Genomic DNA, 20,313 nt, shown 5'->3' on the forward strand with positions numbered 1-20,313 from the left:
CAAGCCAGAATAGTACGCCAGCCAAACGGTTTTAGCTGAAAACACCAAGACTTATCCCAGGAGAGAATACATCGGCTGCTGGAATAGATCCCAAACCAATGACGATCAGCGGCCGGCATTGTTCAATAATTCCGGCAAGATATCCTCGGCGTGGGCCAGGCGCAGCCCGCGTGCCGCCATGTCGCGCAAGAACGCGTGATGCTGGTCTTCAAAACCGCTGACCGGACTCATGCAATCGGTCAGCAACACCAGTTTCGACAAGGCCGCCCGGCCGCCTTGCTGTTCCACATAATCGGCGATATGTTCGGTGGTCGCCTTGACGCAATGGCTGCTCGCTTCGCCGCAAATATAGAGGATGGCCGACCGGTTCAGGTTTTCCACCAGGCCAACGTTAAACTGGGTGGCGGGATCGTCGGCATCCGGCACTTCCGCCATCACCGCCGAATAATGCTCGGTCCACGGATTCGATCCCTTGCTGACTTTGGCCGCGATGCCCAACGCGGCTTCTTCCCACGCATCGCAGGCGCTGCGCACGTCGTCATGCACATTGTGGCCCCAGGATCCGATTTCGCAATGCACCGGCCACACCATCAGCGTGTAGCGGCCGGCCGCTTCCAGCGCATCCAGGTAAGCCAGCACGCGCGGCAAGGCGCCATCCTTGCGCGGCAAAAATTTCTGCTGGCGCACATCCTCGGCGCGGATTGGCGTGAACGGCAGCACCGGCCGGCCATCGCCGTGGCGCCAGAAAACCGGATGGGCGATATCGTAGCGATGGTGCGAATCGAGCGTCACGGTGATGGCCGTCAAGCCGGCAGCGCCGCGCCGTATCAGGCTGGCCACGCGCCGCATGTCCTGATGCGCGCCCGGCACCGGCAGCGACGGCGCGCGCGGCTGGCCGTTCAAAGGATCGAGCGGCAGGTAAGCGGCGGGCAAGTCGCAAAAATCGTTTTGCGGATCGATGACGAGCAAGTGCAAGGGGCGTTTCATGGGATTCCTCGGTGGCGCTGCAAGGCTGCGGAAGGTGGATCATAATGGCGTTTGGATAAAATATAAACCATGCCATGCACCCGCCATCACGCTCGCCGCTCCGTCCCGACAAACTGCTGCTGAGCAAATGGAGCGCCGTTGTGCCCGGCAATAAGGAAAAACACTTTCTGGTGATCAAGGTTATCGAAGCGCCGGAGCCGGGCCAGCCGGTCACGCACGTGGAACTGGAAGCGATCTATACCAGACGGGTAACGATACTCGCGTGGCGCGAGCTGGAGGATGCCAGCGTGTGGCGGCGCGGCTGGCAATGATAGCCGCGCACCGGCGCCGATTGATGTGAAGGTGCCATGGCAGCACTTCCTGATAACGCAGGGAGGCGGCACATCGCATTTGCAATCATGTTGCTACTGCATTACCATCGATGAAATTCATGGAATTTACATCATTAGCATCGATATTTTAGATATGCGTGAACCCGGCCTCCCCTCCCTCGACCAATTGCGTGTGTTTGTCGCCGTCATCGACAGCGGCGGTTTTGCCCATGCGGCACGACAATTGCACCGTACCCAGTCGGTCATCAGCTACACCATCGCCAACCTGGAAGACCAGCTCAATGTGGTGTTGCTGGACCGCGGCAAGCGCAAGCCGACGCTGACCGAGGCCGGCAAGGCGCTGCTGGCCGACGCGCGCGCGATTTCGCTGAAAGTCGATGGCATGCGGGCCCGCTCCAAGGCGCTGGCCGGCGGCCTGGAAGCGGAAGTGTCGCTGGTGGTCGACGTCATGTTCCCGACGTGCGTGCTGGTGCAATTGCTCGAAGAATTCCAGCGCGAATTCCCGACCGTGACACTGCGCCTGCGCGTCGAAGCGATGGGCGCGGTCATGCAACTGGTGCTGGACCGGGTCTGCCATATCGGCATCGGCGGCTGGAAACCGGTGATCAGCGATGCGATCGAGCGGGTCGCGTGCGGCCACGTGCGGATGATGCCGGTGGCGGCGCCGGCCCATGCGCTGGCGCAGATCGACGGCATCGTGCCGACCGCGCTGGCGCGCGAACATATCCAGCTGGTGTTGACCGACCGTAGCAAATTGACGGAAGGCCAGGATTTCGGCGTGCTGGGATTGCGCAACTGGCGGCTCGGCGACCTCAGTTCCAAGCACGCGCTGCTGCGCGCCGGCCTGGGCTGGGGCAGCATGCCGGAAGCGATGATACGCGAGGATCTGGCCAGCGGACGGCTGGTGCAGCTCAAGCTCAGCGTCGACAATGTGATGCAGTATCCGGTCTACCTGTTCCACCGCGGCGACACGCACCCGGGCCAGGCGGGGCAATGGCTGATGGAGCGCTTTTCGGAACAGTTGCCGCTGCTGCTGGAACGCGGTTTCTGATTTCCGTTATGATGGCCGCCACTTTTTTATTCAACGGGGAAACAGCATGGCCGGCATGGACGATTTCGTCAACAAGCAAAAGGAAGGTGCGCGCTTCGTCATCACCGCGCACATGCTGCGCCTGCCGGTGCAGCAATTCGACAGCCTGGCCCGGGAATGGATGGCCGATGGCGGCCCCGGCTTTACCGTCAGCGGCGTGCCGCACCGGGTGGTCGTCGACGGCAGTTTTTTCATCAGCCGCATCACCGTGACGCGTACGGTGTAGGGCGCCAGACAAAACGCTCAGGGCAAGGCGATGCAACGCCGCCATGGGCGTTTTGTCAGGCGCTCTCGATTCCGGCGGCGCGCAGGCGGTTCTTCAAGCGCCGGACCTCCTCCGATAAATCGACCACCAGCGCCGCCAATTCCTCATTGGCGTCGAACACGTTTTCGATGTCGCGCAGGCGGCGCGCGCGGCTCAGGTCGAGGCTGGAAAAACGCCATGCCGTCACTTGCGGCGGCACGTCCTGCAACAGCAGGCCGGTGCGCACCCGGCGCACCACCCAGTCCGGCTCGACCGCGCAGGCGCGCGCCAGCTCTTCCAGGTTCAGTGCCGTCTCTTCCAGCAATACCCCGTTCACGATCGGTGTCTGCGCCATCATCAAGTCCCCCTCTGTTGACGCGGATTGAAGGCCAGCTCGCGCGCCATGGTTTCATACAATTCGCGCGCCCGCGCGGTATCGGCCGGCGGCAAGGCCACTTCCAGCAGCAGGTACAAATCGCCGGGCTGCTTGCCGGGAATGCCGCGTCCCTTCAGGCGCAGCTTGCGGCCGTTTTGCGAACCTTGCGGCACCGTCACGCTGACCGTGCCGGATGGCGTGGCCACATCGATCTGTCCGCCCAGCGCCGCTTCCCACGGCGTCAGCGGCACCGTTTCAAACACGTCGCGTCCTTCGACGCGGTAGCGGCTGTCGGGCCTGAAGCGGATTTCCAGGTACAGGTCGCCGGCCGGCGCGCCGCCGCTGCCCGGCTGGCCCTGGCCGGACAGGCGCAATTGCTGGCCTTCCGTCACACCGGCCGGAATGTTGATATCGAGCGTGCGTTCGCGCGTCGTCAGCCGCCCCTGCGCGTCGGCTTGCGGCATGCGCAGGCTGATGCCGCGGGTGGCGCCGCGGTAGGCATCGGCCAGCTCGATGTCGATGCTGGCGTGGCTGTCGTCGCCGCGCATCTGGAAGCCGCCGCCGCGCCGCCGCGCGCCGCCGACATGGGCGAACAGGTCGGCAAAAAAATCGCTGTCGTTGATGTCGCCGCCGCCGCCGAAGGACGCGCCCCAGTCGGGCGGCGGCTGGAATGGCTGGCCGGCCGGCTGCTTGCCGAGCTGGTCGTAGGCGGCGCGCTTTTCCGGATCGCCCAGCACGCCGTAGGCTTCATTCAATTCCTTGGTGCGCTGGTCGGCGTCGGCTTCCTTGCTGACATCGGGATGGTATTTGCGTATCAGCTTGCGATAAGCTTTCTTGATCCCGGCCTCGTCGGCCGATGGCTCGATACCCAGCGCCTGGTAATAATCCTTGTAGTCCACCGCGCATGCTCCTCAAGGTTTATTGTCCGCCAGCGTAGCCGGGCGGTAACGCAAGAGTACACGAATTGCCCAAAACGGCGCGCCAGTGCGGCCGGCATTATGATATTTGTATTCATGATGCCGAGTTCTTGTACGATTGTCAGTATAAAATCACTGTCTTGCCCCATTCTTAACTCGACCCGCCATCACGCCGCCCCATGCCCCATGCCACCCTGACCCTGCCCGCCGTCCGCAATGAAGTATCCGCGCTGTGGAAGCTGGCGTGGCCGATGCTGATCGGCCAGCTCGCCACCGTCGGCATGGGGGTGGCCGACGTCGCCATGACCGGCCATGCCAGCGCCGAGGAACTGGCGGCGGTGTCGCTCGGTACCGCGATCTGGACCATCGTACTGGTCACCGTCAGCGGCATCATGATCGCCATCAATACGCTGGTGGCGCACGAGGTCGGCGCGGCACGGCTCGACCGCATCCCGCACATCGTGCGCCAGTCGATGTGGAAAGCGGCCGGCATCGGCCTGCTGGCCTGCCTGCTGACCAACCTGGCCGCGCTGGTGTTCGACCATTTGTACCTGGCGCCGCAAGTGAGCCGCAAGGCCGCGCTGTTCGTGCACATCATCAGCACCGCGCTGCCGGCCTTCGCCGCCTACCGCGCGCTGTACGGCTACAGCGCCAGCATCAACCAGACCAAGCCGGTGATGGTCATCGCGCTCGGCGCGCTGCTGCTCAATATCCTGATCAACTGGCTGCTGATCTATGGCCACTGGGGCTTGCCGGTGTTGGGCGGACTCGGCTGCGCGGTCGCCACCAGCGCCTGCACCTGGCTGATGCTGGCCGCGATGCTGGTCTATATCCGCGCGGCGCCGGCCTACCGCGCCACTTATCCATGGGGCCGCTGGGAGTGGCCGCACTGGCCGCAATTGCGCGCCATGCTGCAGCTCGGCCTGCCGATCGGCGTCACTTATTTCGCCGAGGTCAGCGCGTTCGCCATCATCAGCCTGCTGGTGGCGCGATACGGCGTGGTGCAAGTGTCGGCGCACCAGATCGCGCTCAATTTCTCCTCGCTGGTGTTCATGGCCCCGCTGTCGTTCGGCATCGCGCTGGTGACGCGGGTCGGCCAGTCGGTCGGCGAAAATAATCCGCGCAAGGCGCGCTTCGTGTCGTGGGTAGGGGTGGCCATGTCGCTGTCGGCGGCGCTGGTGTCGGCGGCAGGCATCACGCTGTTTCGCCATGAAATCGCGCGCGGCTACACGTCCGACCCGGCGGTGCGGGAACTGTGCGCGCAATTGCTGCTGTTCGCCGCACTGTTCCAGTTATCGGACGCGACCCAGGTCGCCACCGCGTGCGCGATCCGCGGCTACAAGGTGACGCGCCCGCCGATGCTGATCCAGTTGCTGGCGTTCTGGGGCTTTTCGCTGCCGCTCGGTTATGTGCTGGGACTGGCGCCGGGCTGGTTTCCATGGTCGCCGGCGGCGCCGATGCAAGCCGCCGGTTTCTGGATCGGCCTGGTGCTCGGCCTGACGGTGGCGGCGGTGCTGCTGACCTGGTATTTGAACCGCTTGTCGCTGGACCGGATACGCGAGGCGCAATTTTAAAAAGCTACAAGTCAAACAATAAGCGCGCCAAAGACCGCCGACTTGCCGTTTTCACCAAAGGAAAATCGGCGATCGGCCCGCTATTGCGTGGCACGCCGTATCGCTTAAACAGCACCGCTGTGGTATCTTCTTACGGTTGAGCAATACGATGACACCGGATTGCCCTGCATGCGCCCTCTTTTCTTCACCGAAACATTCAGCGAGACCTCCATGCGTTTTATTCTTTGTTTCCTGGCCGCTCTGGCCAGCGTGCCGGCAACGGCCGAGCGCCTGACCCTGGACCGCATCCAGGCCGATCCGGCCCTGGCCGGCCCCGACGTGCGCTCCCTGAAAGTGTCGCCGGACGGCGCCCGCGTGACTTTTTTACGCGGCCGTCCCGACAACCAGTTCCAGTTCGACCTGTGGGAATTCAACCTGAAGGACAAGGCCGCGCACCGGCTGGTCGACTCCAAGGCACTGGCGCCGAAAGAAGAGCTGTCGGACGCCGAAAAAGCGCGCCGCGAACGCGAACGCACCGCCAGCCTGAACGGCATCCTGAGCTATAGCTGGTCGCCCGACGGCAAGCAATTGCTGGTGCCGCTGGCCGGCAAGCTTTACCTGGTCGATGTGGCCCAACCCGACGCCGCGCGGCTGGTCGCCAGCGGCGACGTGCTGGACCCGAAAATCTCGCCGAAGGGCCGTTACCTGTCTTTCGTGCGCCAGCAAAACCTGTTCGTGATCGACTTGAAGACCGGCCAGGAACGCCAGTTGACCAGCGATGGCGCGGGCACGGTGCATAACGGCGAGGCCGAATTCGTGGCGCAGGAAGAAATGCACCAGCTCACCGGTTATTACTGGGCGCCGGACGATTCCGCGATCGCCTACAAACGCTACGACGAAGCGCCGGTGCCGGTGGTGCGCCGCTTTGAAATCTTCGCCGACCGCACCGACGTCGTCGAGCAGCGCTACCCGGCCGCCGGCGATCCCAACGTGCTGGTGCAATTGCGCATCGTGTCGCCGCAAACCGGCGCGCAACGCCAGGTCGACCTGGGCCCGGACAGCGACATCTACCTGGTGCGCGCCGACTGGAGCGCGGACAGCAAGGACCTGGTCTACCAGCGCCAGTCGCGCGACCAGAAGCGCCTGGACCTGGTCGCCGTCGATGCGGCCACGCTGGCCCAGCGCACCTTGCTGACCGAAACCTCGAAAACCTGGGTCAGCATCAACGACGACCTGTACTTCCTGAAAAACCGCAAGGGCTTCATCTGGTCGTCCGAGCGCAGCGGCCGCAACCACCTGTACCTGTACGATATGAACGGCGCCTTGCTGCATCCGATTTCGAGCGGCGCATGGGGCATCGACAATGTGCTGGCGGTGAATGAAAAAGCCGGCCGCGTGTTCGTCTCATCGAACCGCGACGCGGTGATCGACAAGCAAACCTACGCGCTGGCGATCGATGGCAGCACGGCCGACCAGCCGAAGCGCATCACCCAGGCCGACGGCTGGCATGAATCGTCGTTTGCCCGCAATGGCGAAGTGTTCGTCGATACTTTCTCCGATCCGGCCACCCCGCCGCAAGTGAGCATCCGCCGTCCGGACGGTGCGATGGTCGGCTGGCTGGAACACAATGAGCTGAAGACCGGCCATCCGTACGCGCCCTACCTGGCCGACCATTTGCCGACCGAGTACGGCAGCATGCAGTCGAAGGATGGCCAGACTTTGTATTATTCGCTGATCAAGCCATCGAACTTCAATCCGGCCAAACGCTATCCGGTATTCCTGTCGACCTACGGCGGCCCGCATTCGCAGCACGTGACGCGCCGTTGGGACAGCAAGGGCTTCGACCAGTACATGGCGCAACAGGGTTATGTGGTGTTCCGGCTGGATAACCGCGGCTCGTCGCGCCGCGAACGCGCTTTCACCGATGCGATCTATCACAACCTCGGCAAGGCCGAAGTCGAAGACCAGCTGACCGGCATAGACTGGCTGGGCAAGCAGAGTTTTGTCGATGCCAGACGCATCGGCGTGTTCGGCTGGAGCTACGGCGGTTTCATGACCTTGCGCCTGCTGTCGGCCGCATCCGACAAGATCGCGATGGGCGTGTCGGTGGCGCCGGTGACCGACTGGTCGCTGTACGACACCCACTATACCGAGCACTTCCTCGGCATGCCGAAGGAAAATGCCGCCGGCTACCAGGACAGCACGGTGTTCGCGCACCTGGACGGCTTGAAATCGCCGCTGCTGCTAATCCACGGCATGGCCGACGATAACGTACTATTTACCAATACCACGCGCATGATCGATGCGCTGGTCAACCGTGGCGTGCAATTCGACCTGATGACGTATCCGGGCGCGAAACACGGCATCTCGTCGCGCGCCGGCCAGCGCCATGTGTACGCCAGGATCGCCGCGTTCTTCAACCAGCACCTGGGCGGCGGCAGCGCGCCCTGAGCCGCCCACCCACCGTCCGTTGATGCATGACGGGCAAAAAAACAGCCGCTTGAAGCGGCTGTTTTCTTATTCCTGGACGCAAGCTTAACGCTTGGTCGCGTCCTTGACGGCTTCCTTCAGATTGCCCACTTGCTGCTGGGCCTTGCCTTCGGCCTGGTTCAACAAGCCCTTGGCTTGCTGTTCCTTGCTGCCGACCAGTTTACCGGCTTCTTCCTGGATTTTGCCGCCGATGTCCTTGACTGCCCCTTTGACTTGATCTTGGTTCATTTTGCATTCCTCGCTTAATCGGTTAATACATCTGATACCGAACCAGTTTCGGCTCGCCTTGCGGACCACACGATGTTGTTCGTGTCGATGTAGTGAGATTAAAGGATCATGCTGGCAAGCTCTGTACGGTTCCTCACATAAACAAAAATCACGTCAATTCAATTACTTATGCTGGCCGGCCATGGCGGCGGCGCCCTGCCGCGCCGCCGCAACCGCTGGTCAATCCGTCAACACCTTACCAGACCCGCACGCGCTGTTCCGGCGCCAGGTACAACTGCTGCCCCGGCTGGACGCCGAAGGCCTGGTACCAGGCGTCGAGGTTGCGCACGGTGGCGCTGCGGTACGCCGCCGGCGCGTGACCGTCGGTCAGAATTTGCTGGCGCACAGCCGCCTCGCGCGCCTTGTTACGCCAGGTGTGCGCAAACCCGAGGAAAAATTGCCGGTCGGCGTCAGCCTGCACCGGCTTGCCTTGCTGCGACGCCTTGAACGCATCGTAGGACACCGCCAGCCCGGCCAGGTCGGCCAGGTTTTCGCTCAGCGTCAACTGGCCGTTGACAGCCAGGTCGGGGAACGGTTGGTAGGTCGAATACTGCGCCGCCAGCGTACCGGCGGCAGCCTTGAAATGCGCCAGGTCGGCTTCGCTCCACCAGTCGCGCCAGCGGCCCTGGGCGTCGAATTGCGCGCCCTGGTCGTCGAAGCTGTGGCTGATTTCATGGCCGATGGTGGCGCCGATGCCGCCATAGTTGGCCGCGTCCGATGCATTCGGATCGAAGAATGGCGCTTGCAAGATCGCCGCCGGGAAGTTCAGCGCATTTTGCAGCGGCAGGTTGACCGCGTTGACCAGTTGCGCCGGCATCGCCCATTCGCTGCGGTCGACCGGCTTGCCCAGCTTCGCCAATTCCTGGCGGTAGTGGAATTGCTCGGCGCGCAGCGCATTACCCAAGGCGTCGTGACGGCCGATCTTCAAGCCGTCATAACTTTTCCAGTGGTCCGGATACGCCACGCCGACGTACAGGGTTTTCAATTTTTCCTGCGCCTGCGCCTTGGTGGCAGGCGCCATCCAGTCGAGCCGGTCGATGCGGCGCGAGAACGCGGCGACGATATTGCTGACCATGTGCTGCACGCGCACTTTCGATTCAGGCGGAAAATACTGTTCGACGTACAGCTTGCCGACCGCGTCGCTCAGCGCCGCATTGGTCGAGGCCAGGCCGCGTTTCCAGCGCGCCGACTGTTGCGGCGTGCCGCTCAGCGCGCGGCCGTAAAAGGCGAAACGCTGCTCGGACACAGCTTTCGGCAAGGTCGTCGCAAAATGGTTGATCGTATGAAAGCTGAGGAAATCCTTCCAGGTCGACAGCGGCGTGGCCGCCACCAGCGCCGCGGTACCGGTGAAGGCGCCCGGATGCCAGACGATGAAATCGCGCTGGCCGGCCAGGCCGGCGCTGGCGAAAAAAGCGTTCCAGTCCAGGCCGGGCGCCTTGCTGGCGAAATCGCTGCTGCGCCACTGGTTGTTGCCCTTGGCGACATCGGCCGAATCTTCGCGGCTGGCGTGGACTTCGGCGATGTTGCGCTCCAGTTCGAACACGCGCGCGGCGCGGGCTTCGGCATCGGCATCACCGCCGGCCAGCTTCAGCATGCTGGCGATATAAGCTTGGTATTGCGTGCGCAGCCCGGCCATGCGCGGGCTGTCGGTCAGGTAATACGCGCGGTCCGGCATGCCCAGACCGCCTTGCAGCAGGTACGGCACATTGTGCGAGGTCTCGTTCAGGTTTTGGGCGATCCACAGGCCGAACAGGTTTTCAGTGAAAAATCTGGTATCGTTAAGCGGATCGACGTCGGCCCGCAAACTGGTGCCCAGCGCGTGCGCCAGGGCGGTCTTGTCGCGCAAGCCATCGATGCTCTTGAGCAACGGCTTTAATGGCGCCAAACCTTTGGCTTCGATCCCCGCCTCATCCATATAGGCTTGATAATAAGCGCTGACCTGCTTCGCCTCGGCCGAGGCGGTCCGGTTGGCCGGAATGGCGGCGATCAATTTGAGGAGGCGCTGGTTGCCGCTCTCGGACAGACTGGCGAACGAACCCCAGCTGCTGCGGTCGGCCGGAATCTCGGTCTCTTGCATCCAGCTACCGTTGGCGTAGTCATAAAAGTTATCGCCAGGCAAAACTACAGCGCTGGCCGCTTGCCCAGCCGCAGGGCTGGACTGGTCCGCCGCGAAGGTTGGCGCCAGGGTCAGCGAGGCGCCCCAGAATGCCATGGCGATGGCGATTTTCAGGGGAGTCCGGTGCAATGACGGGTTGCTAGATGGCATGGTGATCCTTTCCGCTTCATGTATGAAAATAATATCCCGCCAGAGCTTATCAGGGCTGCTTTAAGAGAACCTGAAATTTTTTGCGCGGCCTTGAAAATGAGCATATAGTTAATCGGCGGTAAAAACAGCCCACCATCTGGAGACCCCCATGAAACTTGAGGCGCTATTTCAACATTCGCAAGCTTTGCCGGCAGCACCCAAAGTGGTCGCCGAGTTGATCAATAGTTTCAACGATGCCGGGGTCTCGACGGAGGAAATCGCCGCCAAGGTGGCCGCCGATCCGGTGTTGAGCGCCAAATTGCTGCGCCTGGCCAATTCCGCCTACTACCACGTGTCGCGCAGCATCGGCACGGTCGACGATGCGGTGCTGATGCTGGGTTTCGTGACGGTACGCACGCTGGTCATCAGTTCCGGCCTGGTCAGCGGCTTTAAAAGCGTACCCGGCCTCGACTTGAAGCAATTCTGGCGCTACAGCCTGCACACCGCCGTCTCGGCCAAGTGGATCGCCAGGGAAGCCGGCGAAAATACCGATTTGGCGTTTACCATCGGCATGATGCACGCCATCGGCCAATTGGTGATCCATGCGGCGATGCCGGAACAAGCCATGCAACTGGACAAGATCGCCGGACCGCTCGATTCGCGCCGGCTGGATGCCGAACAAGTTTCGCTGGGTTACTGTTTTGCCGATGTCGGCGCCGAACTGGCCAGTCGCTGGAAATTCCCGGCCCCGTTCGGCGCGGCCATCGCCGCCTTCCCGGCCCCGCTGGCGGCCGCGCCGCTGAACCGGATGGCAGCCGTGGTGCATCTGGCGGCGTGGCGCGCGCGCATCGATGAAAGCCAGCTGACATCGGATGAAGCGAGCGCCTGCTATCCGACCGAAGTTGCCGCCGCGCTCGGCCTGAAAAGGGGCGTCTTGACCGACAATATGCCGTCGCCGGATGAATTAAGTGCCGGACTGGAAGAACTGGTCGCATGAAGCCGAGCGGCCAGACCCTGTAAACATGCGGCTTTCGGGCCGCTTTTACCCTCTTTAAAAATATTTTCAATTATTTTTCAAAAAACCCTAAAGTTCCCCCTGAGCCCGCCGTTAATCTAGACAAGCGGTAATCCATTACCATTCTAGACATAGGTGTGCTCATGACTTCCAACGATGTTCTCGCTGTATATGAAAATATTGCCGGACTGACCAATCAAATGGTCGTGGCGGCGCGCGGCAGCGACTGGGATGGCTTGAGCAAACTGGAAGGTCAGTGCGCTACCGAAGCCAGTGCGGTTGCCGGCGGCGCCGTACCGGCCCTGAGCGGCGCGCCGCGCATGCGCAAAATCGACTTGCTGCGCCAGATCCTGGCCAACGACCGCGAAATCCGCAACGTCACCGAACCGTGGATGGCGCAATTGGCCAAGGTAATGCCGGAAGCACGGCTGTAATAGCAACAGTCATCATCGAAAGCGCCCGCGGGCGCTTTTTTTACGCCTGGTCTGAGGGTGGTACGCCGGCGTGTTCGGTTTCCTACTCGACATAATCGAGATACATCCGGCGACTACAGTGCGGCATGGGCTCAAGGCTTGCTGTTGGATACCAACGGCAAGCATACGGCCCCCAGTTTGCCCACCCTTCTTTATTAGCCAGGAAATATCCATGATGAAATCGCTTCAGCTCGGCTTGCTCGCCGTCGCATTGGCGTCGTCCGCGTTCGCCGCCGCCCCGGCTACCGGGCCGGCCACTGTCCCCGCCGCGAATACCGCAAGCGCTTCGCCCATCTATGGCGTGACCATCCCCGATGGATACCGCAAGTGGGAAATGATCGCGCCAGCCCATGAGACCGATCCGCTCAACGAGTTGCGCGTAGTGCTAGGCAATCCGATCGCGATGAAGGCGATCGAGGCCAACTCGCTGCCCTTCCCGGACGGCACCATCCTCGCCAAGCTGGCCTGGAAGCATGTGCAATCGACCGAATCGCCACCCGCCTACGTTCCCGGTGCGGCCACCACCGTGCAATTCATGGTCAAGGACTCGAAAAAATACGCCAGCACCGGCGGCTGGGGATTTGGCCGCTTCATCAACGGCAAGGCCACCGATGAAGCGCAGCACCAGACCTGCTTCGCTTGCCATCAAGCATTGGTGAAGAATCACGATTTTGTGTTTACCCGCCTGGCGCCGTAATAAGCGGGAGCGGCACGAGAATTCTGGAGAGCGAGCACCAGGTATCTCCTGGTGTCGCCTCTTCGCCGGTTGCATCCGGCGTCCGCGAGCGCATTGCCGGCATCGCGGACCGCTTCCGGATCAGGACGTTTATGCAACGTGAACACCTGTGATCCGCGCCACGCCATCGGTGGTGACTGCGGCAGGTCCTGACCCGTTTTTTTGTAGTGCATGACCGTAGCCCATCACTACTGAATTAAGTATAAGCCAATATTTTAAATTTAGGCAACTGAATTGAAATACAGGAATATTTTTCTTTAAGTAATTTTCTGATTACTCCGGCCGCGGCGCTTCTTCCGTCAATTCTGGCGGCTCAGGCAATTCCGCAGGCGGCGGCGCCAGTTTTTTGCGTTGGAACGGCTTGCGCAGCAAGACCCAGTATCGATTGTCTTTCTTCCGGTTGCGGAACAAATGCACGCCCAGGCCGATCAATAGCAACAGCAAGACCGCGCCCAGCGCCAGCCAGGCCATCGGGCTGAACCAGCCGGCGGACGCCTTCTTTTCCACATGCGGCGGCTTTTTCAACGCTGGCGGCTTCAACGGCGCCGGCGGTTCGACCATGGCCACTGGCGGCGCCGCCAACGCATGCTGCAATACCTTGACCTTGCCTTCCAGCTCCGCCAGCTTGCTGGCCAGCGCGGCATTCCCGGCATCCAGCGCGGCGCATTGCGGGCCGCTATCGGCAGCCGCCTGCGGACCGCAAGTGGCCGGGGCGGGCTGGCGCGGAGGCGGCGCCGGCCTGGCCACCGGCGGCTTCGGTGCGGCAGCTTCAGCAGTCGGAGCAACAGCGGCAGCAGGCACGGTCCTGGCGGGCAAAGCAACGCGCGCCTTGGCGGCCGGCACGGCGGGATCGCGCGCCGGTGCCGCTGCGGCCACAGCAGGCGGCACGGGTAATGGCTGCGGTAGCGGCGGCGCTGGCGGCGCGGGATTGGCGCTCAAGCCGAGCGTGGCGATGCGCACCTTGCTGCGCCCGCCCGCGCTCAACTCCAGGAACACATGCAGATAGGTGGCATCGATGCGCTTGCGCGACGTCAGATGCAGAAATTGTTTTGCTCCGCGCTGGACGATGCTGATATCGACGCCGTCGAGCGCCGGATTCCTCGCGATATTGGCGCCGCGATACACATCCGGCGACGCCACGCGCACCCGCAAGCCATTGATGTCATCGGCGGCCAGCGCAGTCAGTTCGATGTCGGCGGTCAGCGGCTGGCCGATGTACGACAACACCGTGATATCGCCCAGCTCGGCCGCCTCGACCGCGCCGCCGGCCACGGCGCACAGCGACGCGGCCAACAGGATGGCGCCGGTGCGGCGTGTCAAACCGAAAAATATGCTGCGATGCATGGAGTAGCCGCTTATTGCAATAAGGAAAGTGTATCAGCTATAACGGCAGAAAATCGCTGAAGTATAGCCTTGAGGCATCTTCCGGCGCGTTTTTCCAGGGCGGAGTACACTCGTGAGTCTGATTCAAGACGAAAGGAACACTATGAGCAGCAGAATGGAGCGCGATAGTTTCGGCCCGATTGAAGTACCCGCGGATAAATTATGGGGGGCGCAAACCCAGCGCTCGCTGGAACATTTTCACATTTCCACCGAACGCATGCCGCCCGAACTGATCGCGGCGCTGGCCACCGTCAAGCGCGCGGCCGCCCACGTCAACCTGGGCCTGGGCTTGCTGGAAGGATCGAAGGCCGTCGGCATCACCCTGGCCGCCGATGAGGTACTGGCCGGCAAGCACGCCGGCGAATTCCCGCTGGCCGTGTGGCAAACCGGTTCCGGCACGCAGAGCAATATGAACATGAATGAAGTGCTGGCCAACCGCGGTTCCGAATTGATGGGCGGCGTGCGCGGCGGCGAACGCTTGCTGCACCCGAATGACGACGTCAACCTGGGCCAGTCGTCGAACGACATTTTCCCGACCGCAATCCACGTCGCCGCCGCGCTGGCGGTGGCCAATAGCGTGCTGCCGGCGCTGCGCCAGTTGCGCGCCACGCTGGACGCCAAGGCGACCGCCTTCGCCGGCATCGTCAAGATCGGCCGCACCCATTTGCAAGACGCCACGCCGCTGACGCTGGGCCAGGAATTTTCCGGCTATGTGGCGCAGCTCGATTTTGCCGAACACATCATCAATGCCGCCTTGCCGCCGCTGCTGCAACTGGCGGCCGGCGGCACCGCCGTCGGCACCGGCTTGAATGCGCACGTCGAATTCGCCGACAAGATCGCCGCCGAACTGGCGGCCCGCACGGCGTTGCCATTCGCCAGCGCCAGCAACAAATTCGCCGCCTTGGCCGCGCACGATGCGCTGGTCGCGGCGCACGGCGCGCTGAAAACGCTGGCCACCGCGCTGATGAAAATCGCCAACGACGTGCGCTGGATGGCGTCCGGCCCGCGCTCCGGTCTCGGCGAAATCACCATCCCGGAAAACGAACCGGGCAGCTCCATCATGCCGGGCAAGGTCAATCCAACCCAGTGCGAGGCGCTGACCATGCTGTGCTGCCAGGTGTTCGGCAACGATGTCGCCGTCACGCTCGGCGGCGCATCGGGCAACTTTGAATTGAATGTGTTCAAGCCACTGATCGCGCATAACTTCCTGCAAAGCGCGCGCCTGCTGGCTGACGGCATGCTCAGCTTCGACGAACATTGCGCGCACGGCATCGAGGCGAACCGCGAACGCATCGGCGAATTGATGGAGCGTTCCTTGATGCTAGTCACTGCGCTGGCGCCGCACATCGGCTACGACCGCGCCGCGCAAATCGCCAAGAAGGCGCAGCACGAAGGCACGACCTTGAAGGAAGCGGCGCTGGAACTGGGCTTTGTGACTGCGCAGCAGTTTGAACAGTGGATCGTACCGCTGGACATGACCCGGCCTGACGCTAAATAAATACGGCAGATTGAAGACCTGGCGACAGGTCTTCCAGTAGACTGTTGGCCCCGGCAATTTTTACCGCTTCGACAGCGCCTGCCAAAAGACCAGCGACATGTCGTCCAGGTGCTTAAAACACATTATTAGAATTGAGGATAGAATGCAAAAAGTAAGCTTTGACCTGACATCGGATTACGTCGAATTGAATCAGCTGTTGAAATTGAGCGGCCTGTGCGACAGCGGCGGCGCCGGCAAGGTACTGGTGGCCAGCGGTGTCGTATCGGTCGACGGCAAGAAGGAATTGCGTAAAACTTGCAAGATCCGCGCCGGCCAGACCGTCGGCATCGGCGATATCCGCATCAGCGTGGTAGCCGCCTGAGCCGGCTAACAACGCAGGCAATTTTGTATTTCAGATACCCTAGCTGTTCAAACCGGGCTGAGCGCGATCAAATCGACATTGATGAAGTTGTTTATATTGTAATGCAGGGTACCTGACAAAACGTTCAGGGCAAGGCGGTGCAACGCCGCCATGGGCGTTTTGTCAGGTGCTCTGGGTATATCAACCAGAACAGCTTGAAGAGGGGCGCCATGGACAACTCCGCGCAAAATATCGAAACCCAGCACCGCCTGATCGGCGACTTGCGCATGGTGATAGAAAACGCTGAAGCATTGCTGCGCAATACCGACAAATACAGCAGCGCAATACATCAAAACGCCCGCGCCAGGCTGGAACAGGCCTTGCTGTCAGCCACCGAAGAATTGGCCCGCTTTGAAGACGCCCAGCTCGACCGCATGATCGCCACCACCGCAGCGGCCAGCGAACGCTGCGACGACCGCAGCGGCGAAGCGCGTGTACTGCGCGCATTCGAGCGCTAGCCCCACGCTTTTACCGCAGAGCTTTCTTCCCCAGCAAGGCATCCAGCGACAAGCGTCCCGGACCGAAGGCAAACAAGGCCAGCAATAAAGCGCCCCAGTAAAAATGGTCGTTGATCGCCGCCGGACATTCGAATGAAAACAATTGTGGGTAAGAAATCACCGCCATCGCGTTGACGAAGAACAAGGCCAGTGCTGCCGGACGCGACAGCAAGCCGGCGAACAGCAATATCGGCAGGCACAGTTCACCCGTTGCGCCCAGCACCGCGGCCAGATCCGGCGGCAGTAGCGGTACCTGGTATTCATCGCGGAACAGCGCCAGTGTCGCGCCCCAGTCGCTGACCTTGATCATGCCGGCTTTAAAGAACTGCCAGCCGACATACCAGCGGATGAACAAGCTCATCAATGAGCCAGCCCAATCGCCGATGACGGCATCAAAACGGGTAGTGCCACGGTACAAGTCCAGTATGGTTTTCATGATTTTCTCGATAGGGTGGTAAACAGCCGGCCCAGGAACCGGATGGGGATAGAGTTAAGACAATTGTTCGAGCAGCTACGTTGCGTGGAGCATTCCGCAAATCAAACCATGTTCGACCCATGACTGCATATTCGCCGCGACGTCGAAGTTGTCATCGAGATCGAACGCGGCATCGAGCGCGGCGCCCATATTGCCGCCCTGCGCCAACACCGCCAGGGCCGCATGCGTCGCCCGGTCCAGCAGCAGTACTTGCGGCTTCCAGCACGGCCGGCCGACGATGGCGTAGCTGGCCGCATGCAACTCGGCCGGGAATGGCGCCGCCGCTGGCTGATGCGCTTGCCATAAAGGTGCGATGGCCCATGCCGATACCAGCAGCCAGGCCGCCGGATGCAAGACCAGCCGGACACTTTCCAGCTGATCGGGCGTCAGCGCGCCCAGTTCGGCAGCCGTGGTCGGCACGGCGTCGGGCGCATAATGGGCCCGGTGCAAAGCCCATTCCAGGCGCGCCATGTCCGCCAGGTAAGGCAGCTCGGCAACATGCGGAAAGTCCGCCAGGAATGCGGCAAACGATGCGCCGTAGCGGTTCAGGTCGGGATTATCGGATGGGTGCTCCATGCCGTAAGCCCGCGTCAAGCCGCCAAAAAACTCTGCGCCGACCAGCAAGCGCACTACCGGATAAGCGTTCGCCAGGGTTTTCTCCCACGTCACGGTCAAATTGCCGCGATACAAGGCCAGGCGGTGCGCCACATGCGGGTCGTCCTTGCAATGTTCCAGTATCAACGCCGTAGCGGCCGGCTCGAATAGCGCATCGGCAAAGTCTTGCTGCAGACTTGCCATGCCAGCGGCGACCAGCGCCGTGCCGCGGCCAGTGGCGGCATGCGTCGCGGCTGGCGCGGCGGCATAGGCAGCAGCAATCGCGTCCGCCTTGGCGGCCTCGCCCAGCAACACGTCGAGTGCAGGAATATCGCTATCCCATTCGATCAGCGTCGGCACCTTGCCAAAACGCTGCAAGGCAGCCTGGTACAAGGCCCATACCGGTTCAGCGACGGCCGCGCCATGATTGTCGATCAGCGCTTGCGGCGTCGCCAGGTGGCCGGCAAGGTGGATCTCGCCGACGCTGCCGACAGCAATCGCAGCGATCGCTTGCAGCGCATCCTCTTGATGGTTGCACTGGTTCACGTACAGGTTATTGATGTCCAGCAGCAAGCCGCAACCCGTGCGCGCGGCCAGCGCCGCCATGAATTGCGCCTCGCTCATGCTATCGTCGCGGAAACGCACATAGGTGGACACATTTTCCAGCAAGATCGACCGCTTCAATACCTCTTGCACCCGCTCGACCCGCTGGCACAGCAAATCCAGCATCGATACGTTCAAGACCAGCGGTAATAAATCGTTCAGTTGCCGGTCGAATACCGCGCCCCAGCATAAATGCTCGGATACCAGCGCCGGTTCGACTTGCTCGACCAGCGCACGCACCCGCTGCAGATGTTGTTCAGAAAATCCGCGCGCCGACCCCAGGCCCAGGCCGACGCCATGCAGGCTGAAGCGGTAATCGCGCCGCAATTGTTGCAGCACATGCCAGTCCCAGCCAGCCTGGTCCAGATAATTCTCGGTATGGACTTCCAGCCAGGCCGCTGGCGGCCGCTGTTCGACGAACTGGCGGTAATGCGGGGCCCGCAATCCCACTCCCGTGCCGCTGAAAACCAGAGTGTGCGACATGATAGCCGGGCCCCGTTATGCTAAAAAATGAAATTACTTCGCTGGCGTCAGGGAACCGCCGACTTTTTCGCAGGTGCCTTTGGCGACATATTTCCACTCTTTCGGCGACATGTCGACTTTCGACTGGCCGGCGCAGGAATGGCTGCCGTTGGCGGTGGCGCAATCGTTTTGGCCGGCCTTGGCCACACCGAAGCATTTGTCTTTGGCGCCAGTATCGGCGGCGCTGGCGGTACCTGCTGCGCACAGACCAGCAAGGGCGGCGGCGATCAAGGCTTGACGTTTGTTCATGGTATTTCTCCTGGATAAAATGGGGTAAAAAACGTACAACGGATTGAGCAGCTTAAAAACTTGAAACCGATGCTACATCGCTGCAACTGAACGGTAGTCGCGGCGGCATGCCGATTCCTTACACACTTTTTTTAAAAATTTCGACATGATCAATTTCCCTTAGGAAATGACAACTTGGATTCTACTGAATTCAACGGGAACATCAGTGGAATTTATTGAGGCACAGCGGCAAAGCAACAGCGTATGCCGGAATAAAAAAGCCCCGCGAGTGCTGCATCGGTGCACGCGGGGCTTTCCAGGCAAAAAAGTCTAAAAAAACAATAAAATCCTGCCCACGCCATCTGCATGGCGCTTTATTTCACTACCCGTCCGATAGGCAATTAACCGCAACAATCAGGCAGTGGTATTGATACGGCTACCGAGATGCGGGGGCAGGTTCGGTGTCGATTGCACTGGCGGCAAGGATTCGATCAGCGCGGTCGCGGTCGAACTCTGGATATCCTGTGCTTTTTTCAAAACGGCAATACCGACTGCTTGCTGTGTCCCGGTTTGGGCCATAGTTATTGATAATTGCGCAATTCCGCCGACGTCCATATCGTTCTCCATTAAGGGTCTAACAGTATTAACGGGTAGCCAGGGTAATACTTTAGCTTTATTTTGAGCATGGCGGCGCATGCCCGATACGCGCGAGCAGCCATGCCAGCACGTCTTGCTGCGCATTCAAGTCCAGCCAGCGCACGCCGGGACGCAGATTAGCGGGCGCGGCAGTATCGGACGCGACCGCGATGACATGCGGGTCTGAGGGGTACAGCGGCGACTGGCCCAGGTCGGGGCGGAAGATTTCCAGCTTGGCTATGGGATCGTTTTTAAACCCTTCCACCAGCGTCAGGTCGGCCGCTCCCATGCGCGCCAGTTGCTGGCTCAAGGTCGGTTCCGGCGCACCGCGCAATTCATGCACGATGGCAAAGCGGTACGGCGACGCGACCAATACCTCGGCAGCCCCGGCCAGGCGCAGCCGCGCACTATCCTTGCGCGGCGGCTCCAGTTCCAGGTCGTGATGGCTATGCTTGATCAAATTCACCCGCAAACCACGCGCAGATAGTTGCGCGACAAGGAATTCCAGCAAAGTCGTCTTGCCGCTGCCTGAACGGCCAATCACGCCCAGCACATTGCGCGCGGCGGCGTCCGCCGCCACGCCAGGGGGAATGGTAGTTTCTTGATGCATGAGCCAGCCTTCTGCCGTCGGTAAGAATGGCGCCCATTATACGCAGCCATGGGGAATGGGAAAAACAGTCCGCTCCTCCTGGGTGCGCCGGCGGCACAAGACTATGCCACGCCGCCATCGGCATCGGCATCGGCATCGGCAT

At 61.6% G+C, this 20,313-nt stretch carries 22 protein-coding genes; 11 read left to right on the forward strand and 11 right to left on the reverse strand.

Translation table 11 applies throughout. From position 1 onward, the window contains the following. Window positions 1-105 precede the first annotated feature (105 nt). On the reverse strand, window positions 106-987 hold the full coding sequence (locus GJA_RS19105; RefSeq protein ID WP_038495379.1) for a cysteine hydrolase family protein: 882 nt from the start codon (window positions 985-987) through the stop codon (window positions 106-108). A 74-nt stretch (window positions 988-1,061) separates the two neighbouring features. Between GJA_RS19105 and GJA_RS19110 the strand changes: the two genes are divergently transcribed. From GJA_RS19110 to GJA_RS19120, 3 genes are all read left to right on the forward strand, one after another. Next, window positions 1,062-1,298: a TIGR02450 family Trp-rich protein gene (locus tag GJA_RS19110; RefSeq protein WP_038495381.1), complete on the forward strand. Its 237-nt coding sequence runs from the start codon at window positions 1,062-1,064 to the stop codon at window positions 1,296-1,298. A 154-nt stretch (window positions 1,299-1,452) separates the two neighbouring features. Then, a complete protein-coding gene (locus GJA_RS19115; protein ID WP_038495384.1) occupies window positions 1,453-2,370 on the forward strand; it encodes a LysR family transcriptional regulator in 918 nt (305 codons plus the stop codon). A gap of 46 nt (window positions 2,371-2,416) precedes the next feature. Beyond that, the gene (locus tag GJA_RS19120; protein WP_038495387.1) at window positions 2,417-2,635 is read left to right on the forward strand and encodes a hypothetical protein; all 219 of its coding nucleotides are present in this window, start codon (window positions 2,417-2,419) and stop codon (window positions 2,633-2,635) included. 55 nt (window positions 2,636-2,690) lie between these two features. Here the strand turns inward: GJA_RS19120 and GJA_RS19125 are convergent, their stop codons facing one another. Then, a complete protein-coding gene (locus tag GJA_RS19125; protein WP_422567916.1) occupies window positions 2,691-3,011 on the reverse strand; it encodes a MerR family transcriptional regulator in 321 nt (106 codons plus the stop codon). Further along, window positions 3,011-3,928 (reverse strand): DnaJ C-terminal domain-containing protein, encoded by a 918-nt coding sequence (locus GJA_RS19130; protein WP_038495390.1) that lies wholly within the window; start codon window positions 3,926-3,928, stop codon window positions 3,011-3,013. Before GJA_RS19130 ends, GJA_RS19125 begins: the two co-directional genes overlap by 1 nt. A 197-nt stretch (window positions 3,929-4,125) precedes the next feature. Between GJA_RS19130 and GJA_RS19135 the strand changes: the two genes are divergently transcribed. Next, window positions 4,126-5,520: an MATE family efflux transporter gene (locus tag GJA_RS19135; protein WP_038495393.1), complete on the forward strand. Its 1,395-nt coding sequence runs from the start codon at window positions 4,126-4,128 to the stop codon at window positions 5,518-5,520. A gap of 210 nt (window positions 5,521-5,730) precedes the next feature. Next, window positions 5,731-7,950 carry a S9 family peptidase gene (locus GJA_RS19140; RefSeq protein ID WP_038495395.1) on the forward strand — a complete coding sequence of 740 codons (2,220 nt, stop codon included), beginning with the start codon at window positions 5,731-5,733 and terminating at the stop codon, window positions 7,948-7,950. 84 nt (window positions 7,951-8,034) lie between these two features. Here GJA_RS19140 and GJA_RS19145 read toward each other — a convergent pair whose 3' ends face one another. Both GJA_RS19145 and GJA_RS19150 read right to left on the reverse strand, forming a co-directional pair. Next, window positions 8,035-8,217, reverse strand: coding sequence for a CsbD family protein (locus GJA_RS19145; RefSeq protein ID WP_038495398.1), 183 nt, complete (start codon window positions 8,215-8,217; stop codon window positions 8,035-8,037). Between the two features lie 235 nt (window positions 8,218-8,452). Then, the gene (locus tag GJA_RS19150; protein WP_038495401.1) at window positions 8,453-10,522 is read right to left on the reverse strand and encodes a M13 family metallopeptidase; all 2,070 of its coding nucleotides are present in this window, start codon (window positions 10,520-10,522) and stop codon (window positions 8,453-8,455) included. 148 nt (window positions 10,523-10,670) lie between these two features. Between GJA_RS19150 and GJA_RS19155 the strand changes: the two genes are divergently transcribed. The 3 genes from GJA_RS19155 to GJA_RS19165 all read left to right on the forward strand — a co-directional run bounded on the left by GJA_RS19155 (window position 10,671) and on the right by GJA_RS19165 (window position 12,686). After that, window positions 10,671-11,498 (forward strand): HDOD domain-containing protein, encoded by an 828-nt coding sequence (locus GJA_RS19155; protein ID WP_038495404.1) that lies wholly within the window; start codon window positions 10,671-10,673, stop codon window positions 11,496-11,498. Window positions 11,499-11,659: 161 nt separating this feature from the next. Beyond that, complete coding sequence (locus GJA_RS19160; protein WP_038495407.1) at window positions 11,660-11,950, forward strand: flagellar protein FliT; 291 nt, start codon at window positions 11,660-11,662, stop codon at window positions 11,948-11,950. 211 nt (window positions 11,951-12,161) lie between these two features. After that, window positions 12,162-12,686: a cytochrome P460 family protein gene (locus GJA_RS19165; protein ID WP_422567917.1), complete on the forward strand. Its 525-nt coding sequence runs from the start codon at window positions 12,162-12,164 to the stop codon at window positions 12,684-12,686. Window positions 12,687-12,998: 312 nt separating this feature from the next. Here the strand turns inward: GJA_RS19165 and GJA_RS19170 are convergent, their stop codons facing one another. Beyond that, a complete protein-coding gene (locus GJA_RS19170; RefSeq protein ID WP_038495409.1) occupies window positions 12,999-14,069 on the reverse strand; it encodes a type IV pilus assembly protein FimV in 1,071 nt (356 codons plus the stop codon). Window positions 14,070-14,211: 142 nt separating this feature from the next. Between GJA_RS19170 and fumC the strand changes: the two genes are divergently transcribed. The 3 genes from fumC (at window position 14,212) to GJA_RS19185 (ending at window position 16,464) form a co-directional block, all read left to right on the forward strand. After that, entirely contained in the window at window positions 14,212-15,606 is a 1,395-nt protein-coding gene (fumC, locus tag GJA_RS19175) for a class II fumarate hydratase (RefSeq protein ID WP_038495412.1), read from the forward strand. A gap of 142 nt (window positions 15,607-15,748) precedes the next feature. Then, a complete protein-coding gene (locus GJA_RS19180; RefSeq protein ID WP_038495414.1) occupies window positions 15,749-15,967 on the forward strand; it encodes an RNA-binding S4 domain-containing protein in 219 nt (72 codons plus the stop codon). A 209-nt stretch (window positions 15,968-16,176) separates the two neighbouring features. After that, window positions 16,177-16,464: a DUF883 family protein gene (locus GJA_RS19185; RefSeq protein ID WP_038495417.1), complete on the forward strand. Its 288-nt coding sequence runs from the start codon at window positions 16,177-16,179 to the stop codon at window positions 16,462-16,464. 10 nt (window positions 16,465-16,474) lie between these two features. On the opposite strand, the gene GJA_RS19190 is transcribed toward GJA_RS19185, so the two are convergent. The 5 genes from GJA_RS19190 to mobB all read right to left on the reverse strand — a co-directional run bounded on the left by GJA_RS19190 (window position 16,475) and on the right by mobB (window position 20,171). Further along, window positions 16,475-16,939, reverse strand: coding sequence for a DoxX family protein (locus GJA_RS19190; RefSeq protein WP_038495420.1), 465 nt, complete (start codon window positions 16,937-16,939; stop codon window positions 16,475-16,477). A gap of 75 nt (window positions 16,940-17,014) precedes the next feature. Further along, the gene (gene bufB / locus GJA_RS19195; RefSeq protein ID WP_038495423.1) at window positions 17,015-18,658 is read right to left on the reverse strand and encodes an MNIO family bufferin maturase; all 1,644 of its coding nucleotides are present in this window, start codon (window positions 18,656-18,658) and stop codon (window positions 17,015-17,017) included. Between the two features lie 33 nt (window positions 18,659-18,691). Then, on the reverse strand, window positions 18,692-18,946 hold the full coding sequence (locus tag GJA_RS19200; protein WP_038495425.1) for a BufA1 family periplasmic bufferin-type metallophore: 255 nt from the start codon (window positions 18,944-18,946) through the stop codon (window positions 18,692-18,694). Window positions 18,947-19,339: 393 nt separating this feature from the next. Then, window positions 19,340-19,540, reverse strand: coding sequence for a YjfB family protein (locus GJA_RS19205; RefSeq protein WP_038495426.1), 201 nt, complete (start codon window positions 19,538-19,540; stop codon window positions 19,340-19,342). Window positions 19,541-19,598: 58 nt separating this feature from the next. Beyond that, a complete protein-coding gene (gene mobB, locus GJA_RS19210) occupies window positions 19,599-20,171 on the reverse strand; it encodes a molybdopterin-guanine dinucleotide biosynthesis protein B (RefSeq protein ID WP_051781127.1) in 573 nt (190 codons plus the stop codon). Between the last annotated feature and the right edge of the window lie 142 nt (window positions 20,172-20,313).

The sequence above is a fragment of the Janthinobacterium agaricidamnosum NBRC 102515 = DSM 9628 genome (assembly GCF_000723165.1).
GTDB lineage: Bacteria > Pseudomonadota > Gammaproteobacteria > Burkholderiales > Burkholderiaceae_D > Janthinobacterium > Janthinobacterium agaricidamnosum.